Annotated in this window: 14 protein-coding genes and 2 pseudogenes; 9 read left to right on the top strand and 7 right to left on the bottom strand. The window is 71.4% G+C overall.

The features are described from left to right. Nucleotides 1-235: 235 nt before the first annotated feature. Both A4E84_RS02885 and A4E84_RS02890 read right to left on the bottom strand, forming a co-directional pair. Nucleotides 236-2,614: a glycoside hydrolase family 65 protein gene (locus A4E84_RS02885; RefSeq protein WP_062925028.1), complete on the bottom strand. Its 2,379-nt coding sequence runs from the start codon at nt 2,612-2,614 to the stop codon at nt 236-238. A gap of 162 nt (nt 2,615-2,776) precedes the next feature. Further along, entirely contained in the window at nt 2,777-3,649 is an 873-nt protein-coding gene (locus tag A4E84_RS02890; protein WP_174569400.1) for a universal stress protein, read from the bottom strand. A gap of 350 nt (nt 3,650-3,999) precedes the next feature. On the opposite strand from A4E84_RS02890, the gene A4E84_RS02895 reads away from it, so the two are divergent. From A4E84_RS02895 to A4E84_RS40295, 4 genes are all read left to right on the top strand, one after another. Continuing rightward, on the top strand, nt 4,000-5,028 hold the full coding sequence (locus tag A4E84_RS02895; protein WP_335340817.1) for a 4Fe-4S dicluster domain-containing protein: 1,029 nt from the start codon (nt 4,000-4,002) through the stop codon (nt 5,026-5,028). Then, nucleotides 4,955-5,413, top strand: a complete 459-nt coding sequence (locus A4E84_RS02900) for a Crp/Fnr family transcriptional regulator (RefSeq protein ID WP_062925030.1) — start codon at nt 4,955-4,957, stop codon at nt 5,411-5,413. Before A4E84_RS02895 ends, A4E84_RS02900 begins: the two co-directional genes overlap by 74 nt. Continuing rightward, the gene (locus A4E84_RS45635) at nt 5,410-6,459 is read left to right on the top strand and encodes a ferredoxin reductase domain-containing protein (RefSeq protein WP_418082166.1); all 1,050 of its coding nucleotides are present in this window, start codon (nt 5,410-5,412) and stop codon (nt 6,457-6,459) included. The genes A4E84_RS02900 and A4E84_RS45635 overlap by 4 nt, the downstream gene beginning before the upstream one ends. Nucleotides 6,460-6,613: 154 nt before the next feature. Beyond that, nucleotides 6,614-6,856, top strand: coding sequence for a universal stress protein (locus A4E84_RS40295; RefSeq protein WP_418082167.1), 243 nt, complete (start codon nt 6,614-6,616; stop codon nt 6,854-6,856). Nucleotides 6,857-7,119: 263 nt separating this feature from the next. Here the strand turns inward: A4E84_RS40295 and A4E84_RS44225 are convergent. From A4E84_RS44225 to A4E84_RS02920, 3 genes and pseudogenes are all read right to left on the bottom strand, one after another. Next, a pseudogene (locus tag A4E84_RS44225) lies at nt 7,120-7,382 on the bottom strand (GNAT family N-acetyltransferase); the annotation flags it as partial. A gap of 67 nt (nt 7,383-7,449) precedes the next feature. Then, nucleotides 7,450-8,988, bottom strand: a complete 1,539-nt coding sequence (locus A4E84_RS02915; protein ID WP_062925032.1) for a carboxylesterase/lipase family protein — start codon at nt 8,986-8,988, stop codon at nt 7,450-7,452. Between the two features lie 264 nt (nt 8,989-9,252). Then, a complete protein-coding gene (locus A4E84_RS02920; RefSeq protein ID WP_237304794.1) occupies nt 9,253-10,383 on the bottom strand; it encodes an amidohydrolase family protein in 1,131 nt (376 codons plus the stop codon). 181 nt (nt 10,384-10,564) lie between these two features. Between A4E84_RS02920 and A4E84_RS02925 the strand changes: the two genes are divergently transcribed. Beyond that, nucleotides 10,565-11,041 (top strand): MarR family winged helix-turn-helix transcriptional regulator, encoded by a 477-nt coding sequence (locus tag A4E84_RS02925; RefSeq protein WP_062925033.1) that lies wholly within the window; start codon nt 10,565-10,567, stop codon nt 11,039-11,041. 83 nt (nt 11,042-11,124) lie between these two features. Further along, nucleotides 11,125-11,376, top strand: a pseudogene (locus tag A4E84_RS45640) (IS5/IS1182 family transposase); the annotation flags it as partial. Between the two features lie 405 nt (nt 11,377-11,781). On the opposite strand, the gene A4E84_RS02930 reads toward A4E84_RS45640, so the two are convergent. After that, entirely contained in the window at nt 11,782-12,585 is an 804-nt protein-coding gene (locus tag A4E84_RS02930) for an SDR family NAD(P)-dependent oxidoreductase (RefSeq protein WP_062925034.1), read from the bottom strand. Between the two features lie 72 nt (nt 12,586-12,657). On the opposite strand from A4E84_RS02930, the gene A4E84_RS02935 reads away from it, so the two are divergent. Next, complete coding sequence (locus tag A4E84_RS02935; protein WP_062925035.1) at nt 12,658-13,170, top strand: MarR family winged helix-turn-helix transcriptional regulator; 513 nt, start codon at nt 12,658-12,660, stop codon at nt 13,168-13,170. Nucleotides 13,171-13,812: 642 nt separating this feature from the next. Here A4E84_RS02935 and A4E84_RS02945 read toward each other — a convergent pair. Then, nucleotides 13,813-14,250: a MarR family winged helix-turn-helix transcriptional regulator gene (locus A4E84_RS02945; RefSeq protein ID WP_062925037.1), complete on the bottom strand. Its 438-nt coding sequence runs from the start codon at nt 14,248-14,250 to the stop codon at nt 13,813-13,815. Between the two features lie 125 nt (nt 14,251-14,375). On the opposite strand from A4E84_RS02945, the gene A4E84_RS02950 reads away from it, so the two are divergent. Both A4E84_RS02950 and A4E84_RS02955 read left to right on the top strand, forming a co-directional pair. Then, the gene (locus A4E84_RS02950; RefSeq protein WP_062925038.1) at nt 14,376-14,879 is read left to right on the top strand and encodes an allene oxide cyclase barrel-like domain-containing protein; all 504 of its coding nucleotides are present in this window, start codon (nt 14,376-14,378) and stop codon (nt 14,877-14,879) included. A 46-nt stretch (nt 14,880-14,925) separates the two neighbouring features. Further along, nucleotides 14,926-15,579 (top strand): NAD(P)-dependent oxidoreductase, encoded by a 654-nt coding sequence (locus tag A4E84_RS02955; protein WP_062925039.1) that lies wholly within the window; start codon nt 14,926-14,928, stop codon nt 15,577-15,579. Nucleotides 15,580-15,588: the final 9 nt, after the last annotated feature.

Below are 15,588 nucleotides of genomic sequence, written 5' to 3' on the forward strand. Positions count from 1 at the left end.
GGGGTGGGTGCTGGTGGCGCTGCGGCACGGACGCGGGGCGTGGACCTGATCGCCGTGCTCGCTGCCGTGCGCGACGCCGCGGACCGCTCCGTGAGGTTCCGCTGCCCATCGGCAAGGCCGTTCGGCGCTGGTGCGGGCACCTGCTCGCGCGCAGGTTCGGAGCAGGGAGCGGCTCGGGTACGGAAGTGATCACCATGGAAGCCCAAGCACGCGTGAGTCCGCCGCTGCGACGGACTCACGCGTGCCCGTCGGCCAGCAGCAGCCGGCTCGTCTCCCCCGGCTCGACGCAGACGGTCCGGTCAGGCAGCCGCACATCGATGGGCAGGCCGCCGGACGACGGGACGGCGATCTCCAGCCGGCCGCTCTCCAGCCGCAGCCGTACACCCCAGTGGCCCTGGTACTGCAGTGAGAAGCCGTACGACGAGAGCTCCGGCAGCGGAACGGGGTCCAGCCACAGCGCCCCTTCCCGCGTCTCCAGCCCGGTCAGGCCCCGCTGGACCAGGTCGAGGGTGCCGGCCATCGCCCCGAGGTGGATGCCCTCACCGGTGGTTCCGCCCTGGAGGTCGGCCACGTCACCCCTGAGGGCCTCCTGGCAGAAGAGCCAGGCCTCGCTGCGCCGGGCGCGCGCGAGGATCCAGCCATGGACGAGACCGCTGAGGGTGGAGCCGTGGCTGGTGCGGGCCAGGTAGTAATCGACGGTGCGCCGCCAGGTCTCCTCTTCCAGCCGGTACCCCAACCGCCGGAAGATCCCGCGGAGTTCGTCAGGCGAGAAGAGGTAGCCGAGCATCAGCACGTCGGCCTGTTTGGACGCCTTGTAGCGGTTGACGCTGTCACCCTCCGCCTCCAGGATCCGGTCCAGGCGCCGGATGTCGTCGTAGCGCTTCCGGTAGCCGTCCCAGTCGAGTTCGGCCAGTTCGCCGTAACCCTCGAACTGGCTGATGAGGTGGTCGTGGAAGGGCACGTGAAGCGTGCGGGAGACTTCCTCCCAGTTCGCCGGCTCGTCCTCGTCCAGCTCGGCACGCTCCACGAGTTCGCGCCTGCGGGGCTCCGGCAGGTCGCGCAGCACGTCCAGCGTCCGGGCGAGCACCCAGGCGGCCGTCACGTTGGTGTACGCGTTGTCGTCCAGTCCGGGCTGCTCCGCATCCGGGTAGGCCTCGTGGTACTCGTCGGGGCCGACCACCCCCCGGATTCGGTGCCGCCCCAGGTGTTCGTCCCAGGTCGCCGAGTCGGCCCAGAAGCGCGCGATGTGCAACAGCATCTCGGCGCCCTTGGTGTGCAGGAACTCGGCGTCGCCGCTGGCCTCGCAGTACTCCCAGACGTTGTACGCGATCGCCGAACCGACGTGGTGCTGGAGGTGGGAGTGGTCGGGCAGCCAGCGGCCCGAGCGCGGGTTGAGATGCAGCCGCTGCGTCTCCTCGCGTCCGTCGCTGCCGCTCTGCCAGGGGTACAGCGCGCCGCGTCGGCCGACGGCCCGTGCCGCGGCACGGGCCCGGTCCAGGCGGCGGTGGCGGTAGTGGAGCAGGGCTCGGGACACCTCGGGGAAGTGCAGGTTGAGGTAGGGAAGGACGAAGAGCTCGTCCCAGAAGACATGCCCGCGGTAGGCCTCGCCGTGCAGCCCGCGGGCCGGCACGCCGACGTCCAGGTCGGCGGTGTGCGGGGACAGGGTCTGGAGCACGTGGAAGAGGTGCAGGCGCAGGATGGCCCCCGCCTCTCCCGGGACCTCGATCTCGGCCCGTCGCCACAGCTGGCCCCAGGACGTCAGGTGCGACTTCAGGAGCGCCTCGAAACCGGGCGCGGCGCTCACCCGGTCCACGGCGGCCTGCAACGGGTCGCTGATCGCCGGATCGCGCGAGGTGTGCAGGGCCACCGTCTTGTCGACGGCGATGGTGCGGCCCGGCTCCAGGACCAGAAGCACCCGCTGCACGGCACGGGGGTGCTCGTGCGTCTCGGTCACCGGTGCGTCGCAGGTCAGCCGGGCCGCCATGCCGATCCGGATGTCCGAGGTGCGGGTGCGGCAGCGCAGCCACACCGTGCCGGGGGCGGCGGTGTCGGTATGCACGTGGGTCAGATGGCGTCCTTCCAGGCCGCGGTAGCGCTGCACACCGCTGTTCGTCACTCCCCCGTCCAGCGCCGCCTCGACCTCCAGTTCCATCGGGTCGCCCTCCACGGTGAACTCGGTGCGCAGGGCGGCCAGGTGCGGATCGGCCATGTGTACAAGCCGCTGCTGGCGTAGCAGCAGCACGCGTCCGTCATCCAGGCCGTACCTGGTCACGCGTTCGAGGAGACCCGCGTCCAGGTCCAGGGCCTGGCGGTGGGCGAGCACCGGCGCGGTGTCCGGCGTGAGCCACGCACCGCCCGGGCGCCGGAAGCGGAGCGGCAGCCAGTTCGGCAGGTTGACCATGTCCTCGTTCTCGACCCGGCGGCCGGCGACGACGGAGGTGAGCCGGTTGTAGCAGCCTGCCGCGTAGGTGCCCGGGTAGTGGACGTCGTCGGCCGCGCACTCGGGCAGCGCCCCGCGCGTGGCGAAGCGGCCACTGCCCAGCGTGCACAGCGACTCCCGCAGCCGCTCCTCCGCGGGGTCGTATCCCTCGTACTCCCAGGTCCAGGCCGTCATGCGGCTGCCCCCTTCGCGGCTGAGGTCGGGTGCTCCGCAGGAGACTCCTGCCTGACCAGTGTCACCCCGGGCGGACAGCGCCCCGGTGTCCCCATGACACCGCTTCTGGCGTGTCGTGGGACACCGGGGCGCTCATCCGGCGCGTCCAGGGCCGTCAAGCGCTCAGACGTGCTGCGGGACGACGGCCACCGGGCAGGCCGCGTGGTGCAGCAGGGTGTGGCTCACCCGGCCGAGCTGCAGGCCGAAGTGACCGGACCGGCGCCGTACGCCGACGACCACCAGGTCGGCGGCGGCCGAACGGTTGACGAGCACCTTGCGGGCCGGTCCCTCGACCGTCACCCGGTTCACCCGCACGGCCGGATGATCGTCCGTTGCCTCGGCGACCAGCGTGTCGACCAGGTCGGCGGCCTGTGCCTCGGGCCGCACCGGTCCCTCGACCGGAGCAGGCTGGTCTGCGTTATCGTGCGCGGGGACGCGCCAGGAGCGCACGACGTCGAGCAGGCATCCACGCGCCTCGGCCTCCCGGAAGGCGAACCGGACGGCCTCATGGCTCGTGTCGGGGTCTCCGGCACCGAGCAGGATCCGCCGATGGGTCCCGGCCAGACCGGCCTTGTCGCCCCGGACCACGATGACCGGGCAGTACGCGCGGGCCGCGACGGCGAGACCCACCGAGCCCAGGAGGGCTCCCTTGAGCTCTCCACGGCCGCGCGAGCCGATCACCAGAGCGGAGGCGTTGTCCCCCTCGCTCAGGAGAGCGGACGCCGCTTCCGCGGCCACCACCTCGACCGACACCTTGACATCGGGGTTGAGCCGCCGGACGCGTTCCTCGGCGGAGGCCACGATGTGCTGCGCCATCACCCGCTCCGACGGTCGCTGCAGGCTCAGCGACGGCAGCGCACCCTCGTACTGCTCCCACAGGGAGCCGTAGACCAGGCGCAACGGCAGATTGTGGCGGGCGGCCTCGTCCACCGCCCAGTCGACGGCCAGGATGCTGCCGTCCGACCCGTCGACGCCCACAACCAGGGGCAGTTCCATGATCCCCACCGCCAATCCTTCGGGCTGCCACCTCGGGCAGCAGGGGGTGTTACTTTCACGGTCGCACCCCGGCACCTCGGGCGGCAGGGGCGGTTCGGCCCCGGCCGAGGACGTTCGGCCCACGTGGACGAGCCGGCCCCCGTCATCAGGGTCGGGCAGCCGGGTCGGCCGAGGCCGATCGGCCCTGCCGGGCCCCGCGTTCGAGTGGTGTGCTTCCGCAGCACGCGTCGGCGTGCCGCCCCGGTCAAGGCCTAAAGGCCCCATGACGGTGCCCGGGCGGCCCGTGGTGCCGCGTCCCCTGGAGAACCAGGCTGACAGCAGAGGGCCGAATCGGTACGCGGAGGGCGATCATGACGAACAGCCCGGCAACCGGCGTCCTGGACGAGGACGGGCTGACTGCCCTGGTCCAGATCCTGGCCGCGCAGGGGCGCACGGTCATCGGACCGACGGTTGGGGACGGCGCCGTCGTCCTGGCCGAGATCGGCTCGGCCGACGATCTCCCCTTCGGCTGGGGCACAGAAGTCGGGGCCGGCCGTTACCGCCTCGTGCCGCGTGCCGACGGTGCCGTGTTCGCTCAGACGGCGGGCCCGCACTCGTGGAAGACGTTCCTGCGCCCGCAGCGGGAGAACCACTGGAGCGCCGAGCGTGCGGCGGGCGGCCGGCTGTCGGTCACCGAGGCCGACATGGAGAAGCCGTCGTGCGCCTTCCTGGGAGTACGCCGGCCATCGCGGTCCAGGACCGTGTCCTGGCCGGCGGCCGGTATTCGGACCGGGGGTACCGGGAGCGGGGAACGGCACCCGGTCGACGCGCAGACGGACTACGCGGCCCGCGCCGCGGTCGACGCCGCCCGGGACCGGATGGGACGGGAGATGCCGCCCGTGGACCTGCGGACGCTGATGGGCGAGAGCCTGGATGCCGACCGCTGGGACGACGTGGCCGCCCGCTGCCTGACGTGCGGCAACTGCACCATGGTCTGCCCCACCTGCTTCTGGACCACCACCGAGGAGGTCACCGACCTCACCGGCGACCACGCCGAGCGGTGGCAGCGCTGGGACTCCTGCTTCGACGTGGACTTCTCCTACCTCCACGGCGGCCCCGTACGGGCTTCTGCGCGCAGCCGCTACCGGCAGTGGCTCACCCACAGACTCTCCACCTGGTACGAGCAGTTCGGCAGTTCCGGATGCGTGGGCTGCGGGCGCTCTGTCACCTGTGCCCGGTCGGCATCGACATCACCGAGGAAGCCGCGGCGCTGCGCGACGAACGTGCCGACCGCCTGCGGCGCGAGAAGCAGAAGGAGACGGAACGATGACCTCCACGACCACTCTCTCCATGGCTCTTCCGGTCGAGCACCGCGACGGGCTGATGCGCCTCGCCCGTGAGGTCTCCTTCGAAGCCGGAACACGCCTCTTCGAAGAGGGCCGCCGCGCCGACCGGTTCTGGATCATCCGGACCGGAACCGTCCTCCTCGACCTGCACGTGCCCGGCCGTCGCGCCGCCGTCATCGAGTCCCTGAGCCACGGCGAGCTGCTCGGCTGGTCCTGGCACTACGCACCGTACACGTGGCAACTGGGTGCCGAGACGCTCAGCCCGGTCCGTGCCTGGGAGTTCGACGCGGAGGCCGTGAGGGCCGTTTGCGCGCAGGATCCGGAGTTCGGTCGGGCGGTCGCGACCTGGGTCGGCCGGGTCGTGGCACACCGGCTCCAGGCCTCGCGGATCCGCCTGCTGGACCTGTACGCCCCTTACGGCAGCGGGAGCCCGGCATGAACGACGTCCCCGTCCCCTACCAGGTGACCGGCGTGCGGCGTGAGACGGCCGACACCGTCAGTCTCACGCTGACGCCCGCCGGTGAGGAGGCTCCTGAGCCCTTCGCCCCGGGCCAGTTCGCCATGGTGTACGCCTTCGGGGTCGGGGACATCCCCGTCTCGGTGTCCCGCCTCGGAGGCCGGGAACTCGTCCACACGATCCGCTCCGTGCGTGCGGTCTCGGCCGCACTGGGCGCGCTCCGGCCGGGCTCTCAGGTGACTCTACGAGGCCCCTTCGGTACCGGCTGGGGGCTGGAGCGGGCGGCCGGACAGGACATCGTGGTGGTGACCGGCGGGATCGGCATCGCCCCGCTGCGCCCGCTCGTCCTGGCCGCACTGGCGGCTCGGCGGTTCTGCGGGCAGCTGAACCTGCTCGTCGGCTCGCGCACGGCGGAGGACCTTGTGCACGCCGACCGGATGCGCACCTGGGCGGAGTCGCACGGCCCACCGCACCGCCGGGTCACGGTCGATCGTCCGTCTCCCTCCTGGTGGGGCCACGTCGGTCTCGTCACCACGCTGCTGAACAGCGCGCGTTTCGTGCCGGGGAACACCACGGCGTACGTGCGCGGGCCCGAGGCCATGATCGTGGACGTGGTGTACGCGGTCGACGAGGCCCTGAACATCATCGACGCCTCGTGCGCCGGGCGCCACCAAGCGCGCACGGCCTCCAGTACGGCGCCGCGCCGCTTTGCTTCCTCCAGGGCGAATCGGATGGCGCTCGCGCTTGCTGCCTCCTCGCCGACGCCGAGCACGACACGGCCATGCGTGCCGGACGTGTCCCCGTCCTCGTGGCCGCCGCGGACCACGATCACCGGACAGTCGGCGAGGCCGGGCACGGTCAGGCTGGCCCGCTCGCACAGGCGCGTCAGCTCCTCGTCGGTCGGATCGCCCTCGGCGGCAGTCCGTTCGACGATCCGGACCAGGTCGTCCTCGATGGCGCCCTGGTTCTGCGCGGTGGGCGGCAGCAGGCACGCGTCCGTGACGGTGCCCTCGGCGTCCAGCCGGTAGCGGTGGCAGAGCAGTCCGCGCGGTGCCTCCGTGGCGCCGTGGCCGGTGCCCCGGAGAGGCGGAACGTCGACGTGGGGACGGGCCGGGGGCTCGTACGACCACGGACCACTCATTGTTCGCCGGAGAACCGGCACACGTACGTGAGCAGCGGGCGGTGCAAGCCCTGGAAGCCGCGCTCCGTGAAGCCCCGGCGGGTGTGCGGCTGCACAAGCGTGCTGTGGAGGGTCCCGCCCGCCAGGTGCTTCTGGACGCCTCCCACGACGCCGACCTGCTGGTCCTGGGCGCGCGGCGCCGCCCTGCGCACTTCGGGCTGCACCTCGGCCGGGTCGTCCACGCGGCGCTGACCCATTCCGCCTGTCCGGTCGCTGTGGTGCCTGAGCAGCCGCGACACCCATAGGGACGACCCCGCACAGCCCATGAGAGTGGCCCTCGAACCGCCGGAAGCACCTGCAGAGCGGGGGGTCGGTCCCTGCCTGGAGCCGATGGCACGCCCTGGTGCGGGGCAGTCGGCACTTCGGCACCGCAGTGGCCCATACCCTGAGGGATGGCGGCTCTCATGGCTTTCTGGGCTGCAGCAAGGATGCGTGGGATCCGCCACGTCACGCCTGCAGGAGCGCTCAGGCGCGCCTGAGCGCCGCTCGCTGGGAAAGACGCCTTCGAGACGCCTTCGAACCAGTCGAGTGCCGCCGCGCAACGCCTCGGCGGCATGCCGAATCCCCACGCCCGCGGCAGGAACAGATGGCTGAGATCGGCCTTCCCCGCGGCAGCCGGGCGACGGTGCTCCGTTGCTCTCCTGGGCAGGATCTGGCCGATCATCGCTCCGTTGAGATCAACGACGAAACTCCCGGACCGCCGCCCGGCACCTCGGGCATCTCGCCTTCAAGCTCGTCACGCGGCCGGGGGCCGCCGGGATAGGTGTGCACCTACGGCGAGGCATGCGGCTCGACGACGCTTCCGTGAAGGCGGCCGGTCGCACGGGATCCCGGTGCGTCAGGTTGGCGGGGTGGGCCAGAGGGCGGTGACGTCGTCGGCCGGGGGTTCGGTGCTCATGCGGTCGGCGTCGGCCGGGGACCCGCTGATGGCCCGGGAGTTGCCCTCGGCTTGCGGGTCGTACGGCGGCCAGCCCGGGGAGCCGGTGGCGGCGAAGGCGGCCCAGGCGCCGACGAGGGTGTCGCGGGCGGCGAGGTGTTCGGGAGTGTCGGCGCCGACGTCGGACAGTTTGTCGAAGACGTGGAGCAGGTCGGCGCCGTGGAAGGCGCTCATGGCCGGTCCGCACGGTTCGTCGACGAGGAGGTAGTGGTAGGCGCGGCCTCCCGCCTCTGCCTGGGCCCGGGCCAGACGCGTGGCCGGGATCCGGTAGAGGGCGTCGGTGAGGAAGGCACCGCGCAGGGCTGAGAGGTCGTCGGGGTCGGCGGCGCGGCGGCGGTAGGCGTCGAGGAGCTTCTCCGGCTCCGTGACTCCGGCGCGCCGCATCTCGGTGTGCAGGGCTGTTTCGTCCTTGGGGCGAAAGGAGTCGCCGCCGATCATCTGGAAGACGCGGACTTCGTCGCGGGTGGCGCCGACGAGCAGGGGGATACCGGCGGCGGCACCCGCGGCGACGGCCTGCTGCGGCGCGACGGGCAGCACGCTGCCGTCGAGTACGGCACCCCAGGACCGGCCGCCGGGCAGGTTGCGCTGTCCGATGTCGCCGGTGACGACCGTGCTCTGCGCGTCCAGGATCCGCCGGCAGGTGACGGTGAGCAGGTCCTCTGGGTCGTCGAGGCCAAGTGCGGTGATCAGGTCCTCGGCCATGGTGGTGGCGGTGACCCGGTCGAAGATCCGGGACGTGCTGCCGCTCTGGAGGATCGCCTTGTGGAAGAGGCCGGCGGCTGCGGGGGCGGCCAGGAGGGCTCCGATGGAGAAGGCGCCAGCGGACTGTCCCGCCACGGTGATGTTGCCGGGGTCGCCGCCGAAGGAGGCGATGTTGTCCCGTACCCAGCGCAGGGCGGCCATCTGGTCCTGCAGGGCGAGATTGGTGGACCCGGCCCACTGGCTGCCGAGGTCGGCCAGGTGCAGGAAACCGAGGGCTCCCAGGCGGTAGTTGGCGGTGACGACGACCGCGCCGGTCTGGCGGGCGAGCGCGGCCCCGTCGCTGTAGGGGGGTGCGGCGGAGCCGGCGTCGTATCCGCCGCCGTAGATCCACACGATGACAGGGCGGAGAGCCTCCCCGGCCGTCGTCGTGGGTGTCCAGACGTTGATATACAGGCAGTCCTCGGACGTCTCCCGGATCTCCGCCGTGGGGAAGGTGGGGAAGGAGGACTTCTGGCTCGCCCCCGGCATCAGGGAGGACGCGCCCTGCGCGGGCGCCGGTGCGAAGCTGTCGGCCCGGCGCACCCCCTGCCACGGCCGGGGCGGCTGGGGCGGGCGGAACCGCAGCTCACCCACCGGGGGCGCGGCGAAGGGGATACCGGCGAAGAGACGACCCCCGTCTGGGAGGGCGCATCCGCGAACGGTTCCCGTGGTGGTGTCGGTCAGGAGTGCGTCTGCCATGGCGTGAGCCTGTCTTCCCGAGGTGCGGAGGATTCGTTCTTGCTGTCGGCGTGGTGGGCCAGGCCCTGCCCGACGGAAGTCGCGCCCAGCCGGACGAGGATCACCGTTGGAAGGTCTGCTCAAGTGACGTACCAACGCCGTCGACGCGCGGACGGGTCCCGTCGGCTCAGGCCGGGCATTCGGTGCCGCTGCTCGCGGGGCTGGGCCGACGGCATCTGCGTGTGCCGTCGGCCCAGCCCTATTCCTCACCTGCTGCTGTCCTGATCAGAGGTGCAGCAGGCGTGCGGCGTTGCGGTGTGCGATGCGTGTGAGGTCGGCGCGGGAGAACGGTGCTGTGCGGAGGAACTCGACTGCCTCTGCCGTTGATTCGTAGGGGTAGTCGACGGCGAACAGCAGCCGGTCGGCGCCGATGGCCTGGACGGCTCCGAGGAGGGCCGCGTGGGAGAAGACGCCGCTGGTGGTCGCGTAGAGGTTGTGCCGCAGGTAGTGGGAGGGCAGGTGTCGTGGCCTGCCCTTGGGGTCGGCCTGGTGGTAGCGGCTGTCGAGCCGGGCGAGCTGGAAAGGCAGCAGTTCTCCCATGTGCCCCAGCGTCACCGAGGCTCCGGGGAACTCGTCGAACACTCCGCCGTAGATCAGGCGCAGTGCGTGGGCGCCGACCTGCGCTGTCCATCCCCAGGACGGCCCGCTCAGCACGGGATGGCCCTGGAACACCCGCCACTGATCGGCGGGGAAGAGCGCGGGATGGAGGTAGAGCGTCACCCCGAGCCGTTCAAGCTCGGCCCACACCGGCCGGAACTGCGGCTCGTCGAGGTAGTGGCCCTGAACGTGGTCGTTGTGCAGGACTCCCTTGAGGCCCAGTTGTTCCACCGCCCGGCGCAGCTCGGCCACGGCGGCCTTCGGGTCCTGCAACGGCAGGGTGGCAAAGCCGGCGAACCGTGTCGGGTGGGCGGCGACCACGTCGGCCAGGTGGTCGTTGACCCGGCGGGCCGTGGCCACGGCCTCGGAGGGGGCCTTGATGGCCTCGACGCCGGGTGAGGTGAGCGACAGGACCTGCATGTCCACGCCGTGCTCGTCCATGTCCGCCAGCCGCAACTCCGTGAGGTCGGCGAGCCTGCGCCCCCACTCTTCCCCCCAGCCGGGAGGCATCCGGGCTTCGCCCGGCCACGGGATCAGCTCCGGAACGGAGAACGCCTCTTCGACCGCGATCACCTTCATACCGCGCCCCGGGCGGTCGGCGGCGGTCCCGGCCGACGTGGAGGTGGCGGCCTCGGCGGTGGCGGGCGCTGCCGCGAGGGCTGCTGTGCCGGCGGTGGCACCGGCCGCGGCGGCCAGCAGACGCCGCCGCGAGGTGCCCGCGGCGAGGGGGGAATCAGACGAACCTGTCGTCATCGTCATGCCTTTCTGGGACATGGGGTCGGACTGGGGCCCGACGCCGTCCAGCATTAGGTAACCTAATCGTAGGCTACCTAATGAAGGGCGATCCCGGAAGCTCCGGTGATGTTGGCCACCAGACCTGACCGGCTTACGATCGGCAGACCGCGCCAAACCGACCACCCCACCGTGAAAGCAGAACCACATGTCCTCCTCCCCGTCGGAATCCGAGCCGCTCATCCGGCTGCTGTGGCGCGCACACAACTGGTTCCGAGCCGCCCTGACCACTGCGTTCGAGGCCCAGGAAGACGGGGCGACCATCAGCGCGGCACACGTGACCCTGCTCAGTCAGCTCCCGTCAGAGGGGGCGAGCATCGCCGAGCTGGCCCGGCGGCTGGGCGTCAGCGCCCCGACCGCACACCAGTGGGTCCATGAACTCGTCGCCCTGGGCGTGGTGACCGTGGAGAGCGATCCGCACTCCGCCCGGTCGAAACTCGTACTCCTCACGGCGGCCGGTGTCCGGCGCCGCGCCGAGACGATGCAGATCCTGGCCGGACTCGAAGCCGCACTCGCGGGGCGCATCGGTGTGGATACCGTCACCGCGCTTCGGGCCGCGCTGGAGGAACCATGGGGATCTCCGGAATCGGCGGTAGCTGAACTCCCCAGCCCATCCACCCCGTAACGCAGTTGACCCCCGGACACAGCGCGAGTCCCTCCCCGGGCAACAGGCGCAAGGTCACCACACGCGCACCGATGACCGGCCCGGCGGACCTGCACGACAGCCAGGCACTGGAGCGTCTGCGGAATCCCTGCCTATCCGCTCCCGCCGCGGTCCGCGCCGATGCCGACCGGCCGGCCAAGCTCCACTCCGCCAAGGGGTACGACTACGACCACCCGAGTCGTTGACCCCGCAGCGCGGCGTCACCCGCGAGGGCATGGGGTCCTTGAGCCGCCTGGGGCCGTCCCGCTGGACGCTCGAACGCACCGCCGCGGCTGACCGGCTGCCGCCGCCTGCACCCTTGTCTGCTTCCGCCGGCTCACCACATGAGCTTGTGGTTGACCTGCTCGCCGTCGGCGCGCAGGAGGCGCTCAACCGTCTCGGTTGACCTGCTCGCGGTCGGCGCGCAGGAGGCGCTCAACCGTCTCGGCTTCGCTCGAGCGAGGACCCCCGCGCTGCGGCCTCAGGACTGTCCACAGACGTCCGGCATGGGGACGACACGCCACCCGCGCGATCGCCTGTACCGGGTACTGCGGGGCCCGCCCGTCGGGCGGGCCCCGAGACCTTCGCGACAGGCGCAGGATGAGCGGGCCGCCCTGGTGGCCGCGGACGCTTGGCTCATGAGCATTGGCGGCGTCGGCGAGCAGGAGGGACCCCGCAGGTCACAGCGATACTGCGCGCGGTGCCTCCTGGGGGCTCGGTCCTCAGCGTGTGGGCTGGGGGTGCGGTTGGCTGTAGCGGGTGGCGGGGGGGGGGACGTTGCCGCCCATGAGCAGGGCGGTCTCGGCGGCGAGGAGGGCGTCCAGTGCGGCGGTCTGGTCCTCCAGGCCCGGTACGCAGATCGTCTCGCCCAGGCGCAGGCCGGCGAGGCTGGCTCGGGCCACGCCTTCCGCGGTCATGGCGGAGGGGACGTTCTTTCCGTATCCGCCGCTGAACTCCGTCGCCACCACGCCCGGGCAGACCACCTGGGTGCGGATGGGGGTGTCGGCGAGTTCGTGGGCGAGGGTGCGGGTGAAGGCGACCGTGGCGGCCTTGGCGGCGTTGTAGATGGTGCGGGGCGGCATGTGCGGGTTGCTCTGCCCGGCGCTGAAGGCCAGTAGTGAGGCGACCGTGACGATGGTCCCCTCCCCCGCGGTCAGCATGCCGGGCAGGGCGGCGCGTGCGAGCTGGACGGACGCCACGCCGTTGAGGGTGAGCAGGCGGTCGATCTCCTCCGGGGCGACCTCGGCGAGGGGAGCGTAGCCGCCGTCGCCCGCGTTGCTGATCAGCAGCCGGACATCGCCGGTTGCCAGGCGCTTGGTCACGGCGGTGAGGCCGTCGTGGTCCGCGAGGTCCGCGGGCAGGACCTCCACAGCGGCGCCGGCCGCGCGGAGTTCGTCCGCGAGCTCGGAAAGGCGGTCGGCCCTTCGGGCCACCAGGACGAAGTCGTAGTCGGCGGCGAGGAGGCGGGCGTAGGCGGCGCCTATACCGGAGGAAGCGCCGGTGATGAGAGCAAGAGTACGAGACATGAGGGCAGCTTGATTCAAGCGCCTGCATCATGTCAAGCGTTTGATAGTCGACCAGTGTCGTATTCTCGCCGTATGACGCTGCATGACGAAGGGCCGGTCGGCGCCGACGCACTGGACCGGGTGACCTGGGCACTGCGGCGCGCCGAGTTGGCCGTGACAGCCCTGAAGGAGCAACGGCTGCGCTCGCTGGGCATGGCGGCGGCACACTATTCCCTGCTCATCGCCGTCCACGTCGATCCCGGCCTGGCCGGAGCGGAACTGGCCCGCCGCCTGAACGTCACCCCGCAGGCAGTGGCCTCCCTGGTGGCCCGCCTGGAGGGCCGGGGCCAACTGGAACGCCGGCCGCACCCGCGCCACCGTCACGTGCAGGAACTCCACCTCACCGACGCCGGCCGCGACGCTCTGCGCAAGGCCGACTCCGTGATCGCGGAGATCGAACAGCAGATCACCGAGAAGCTCGGCGCCAAGGACTCCACCCAGCTCCAGGCGCTGCTCGATCAGGTGACCGACGCGATACAAGAGGTGCAACCGGCAGGCCCCCTCAGCAGACCGGTCACCCTGCGCAAAGACGGCACACCGGGGTGACCGCGCGAGCAGCCAGCCAGCACGTCATGGCCTCATCACCCTGGACGAGGAAGCCCCGCGTCATCACCGAACCAGCCTGAACCTGGCGCGGCACTCGTACACGACCTCCGCTCCGGCCAGAGGCGCTGGCCACCTGCGCACGACGCCTGAGCGGACGCGCGAGCGGACGACGTGAGACGAGCCGTCGCCCGTCAGCCCCTGCCTCTGCCGCGAGGCGCTGATCAGCCAGAACAACACCACGTGGCATGGTCAAGCACCACCCTGCAAGGATGCGGTCCCACTCCCCGAGCCAGGCGCGATTCAAAGACGACTCCCGGCGCCCCACGGTCATGGCTTCCTCGCCGGACGACACCCAGCGCATGGCATGGGAGGCGCTCACCCACTCCCGGCTTCGCTCGAGCGTGACCTACCTGGATGGGCTTCGCGAGCGGACGGAGACAGGCCACAGAGGCAGCATCGCCAGCGGTGCGCACGGCGAGTTGGGCGTCGGTGACCACTTCCCCTGACGGAGAGACCCTCCCCCGCCTCCCTCCGCCGAGGGTGAGCCGCGCAGGCTGTCAGCCCTCCGAGGAGGAGTCGCAGCCGGAAATTGCCGCCGGTGTCCGACGTGACCGTACGCCCGCCGTATCTCACTCGCGTATCTCACTCGTTCGCGTCGCGGAGCGCGCGCAGGATGCGCTCCAGGTGGCGACGGTCCTCGGAGGAGAGCAGTCCGGTGACGTGGCTGCGGAGATGGGTGACGTGGGCGGTCATAGCGCGGTCGAGCGCTTCGGCGCCCTCGTCGGTCAGTACGGCGAGTGCGGCTCGTCGGTCGTAGGGGTCGGGGTCGCGGCGGATCAACCCCTCCGTCGCCATGCGGTCGGCGAGACGTGTGAAGCCGCCCGAGCTGAAGGACACGGCCTCCGCCAGGTCCGTCATGCGCAACCGGTGCCCGGGCGTGCGGCCCAGCCGCAGCAGCACCTCGAACCAGGTGTCCGGAACTCCCAGATCGCGGTGCACGAGGGGCTTGAGGCGAGCGAACGCCTCCACGAACAGTCCGTAGAGCGTCACGTCGTCGTCATTCAGCAGTTGCTCGTTCACCCCATGAGGATGACAGAAGGCGAGAGCGGAAGAAGCTGCCGTTGCAATATCTGCATTCGCAGATATATTGTCTGCTTCGGCAGATATCTTGGCTCTGTACGCCCTCACAGATGTGGAGCCCGACCATGCGCAACCGCACCCTCCCCGCGTTCGGTGTCGCCGCCGCCACGGCCGGCGCCCTCACCCTCGGCCTGTCCCTGGCACCCGCTTCGGCGGACGCCGCCCCCGCCTCACGCGGGCACCGCACGATCACCATCGAGGCCGTCGAGAAGGGCACCGCGATCAACATGGTCGACGTCGCCCCGGCCGACTCCGCCCTCGGCGACCAGCTGATCGGCACCGGCGACCTCACCGGCCGCGACGGCCGCAAGCTGGGCACCAGCAGCTTCGTCGGCGTCTCCACCGACGCCAAGCCGCGCACCGCCGAGCTGCTGACCTTCGTCTACGAACTGCCCGATGGCAAGATCACCACGGCCGGCACGGCGAAGCTCTCCCCTTCCGGACCCGTCTTCGATGAGCGGTTCGCCATCACCGGCGGCACCGGCAAGTACCAGAACGCCTCCGGAGAGGTGCGCGTCCTGCAGGAGACGGTGGAGCAGGCGAAGGTCACCTTCGAGATCCAGCGCTGACCCCACGCACAGAGAACAAGCACGACACGGACGAACGGAGTCACCTGTGAAGATCCTCCTGATCGGCGCCACCGGCATGATCGGCTCCCGCATCACCGCGGAAGCGCTCGGCCGCGGCCACGAAGTCACCGCCGCCACCCGCTCGGGCCGCGCGGACGCTCTGCCGGAGCACCAGGCGCTGACCGTCCTCGCCCTGGACGCCACCGCGCCGGGCAAGGTCGCCCAGGCAGCCGCCGGACACGACGTCGTCATCTCCGCCGTCTCCCCGCCCCGCGACGGCTCCGACCCGACCGCCCCGCTGCTGGCGGCGTACAAGTCCCTGGTCGAGGGGCTGCGCACGGCGGGCGCACACCGCCTGCTGGTGGTCGGAGGGGCGGGCAGCCTGAAGACCGCCTCCGGCCAGGACCGGGTCGACACCCCGGACTTCCCCGCGATGTACAAGGCCGAGTCGCTCGCCCAGCGGGAGGTGCTGCGCCTGCTGCGCGCCGAGGTGGGCGACGACCTGGACTGGACGTACGTCTCCCCGGCCGACGAGATCGCCCCCGGCGAGCGCACCGGCACCTTCCGCCTCGGGGGCGACGACCTGCTGATCGCCGAGGACGGCACCAGCTTCATCAGCGCCGAGGACTACGCGGTCGCCCTGGTCGATGAGGCCGAGAAGAGCACGGCGATCCGTCGCCGTATCACCGTCGCGTACTGACGGACGTCA

Origin of the sequence: Streptomyces qaidamensis (assembly GCF_001611795.1) — a bacterium.
GTDB lineage: Bacteria > Actinomycetota > Actinomycetes > Streptomycetales > Streptomycetaceae > Streptomyces > Streptomyces qaidamensis.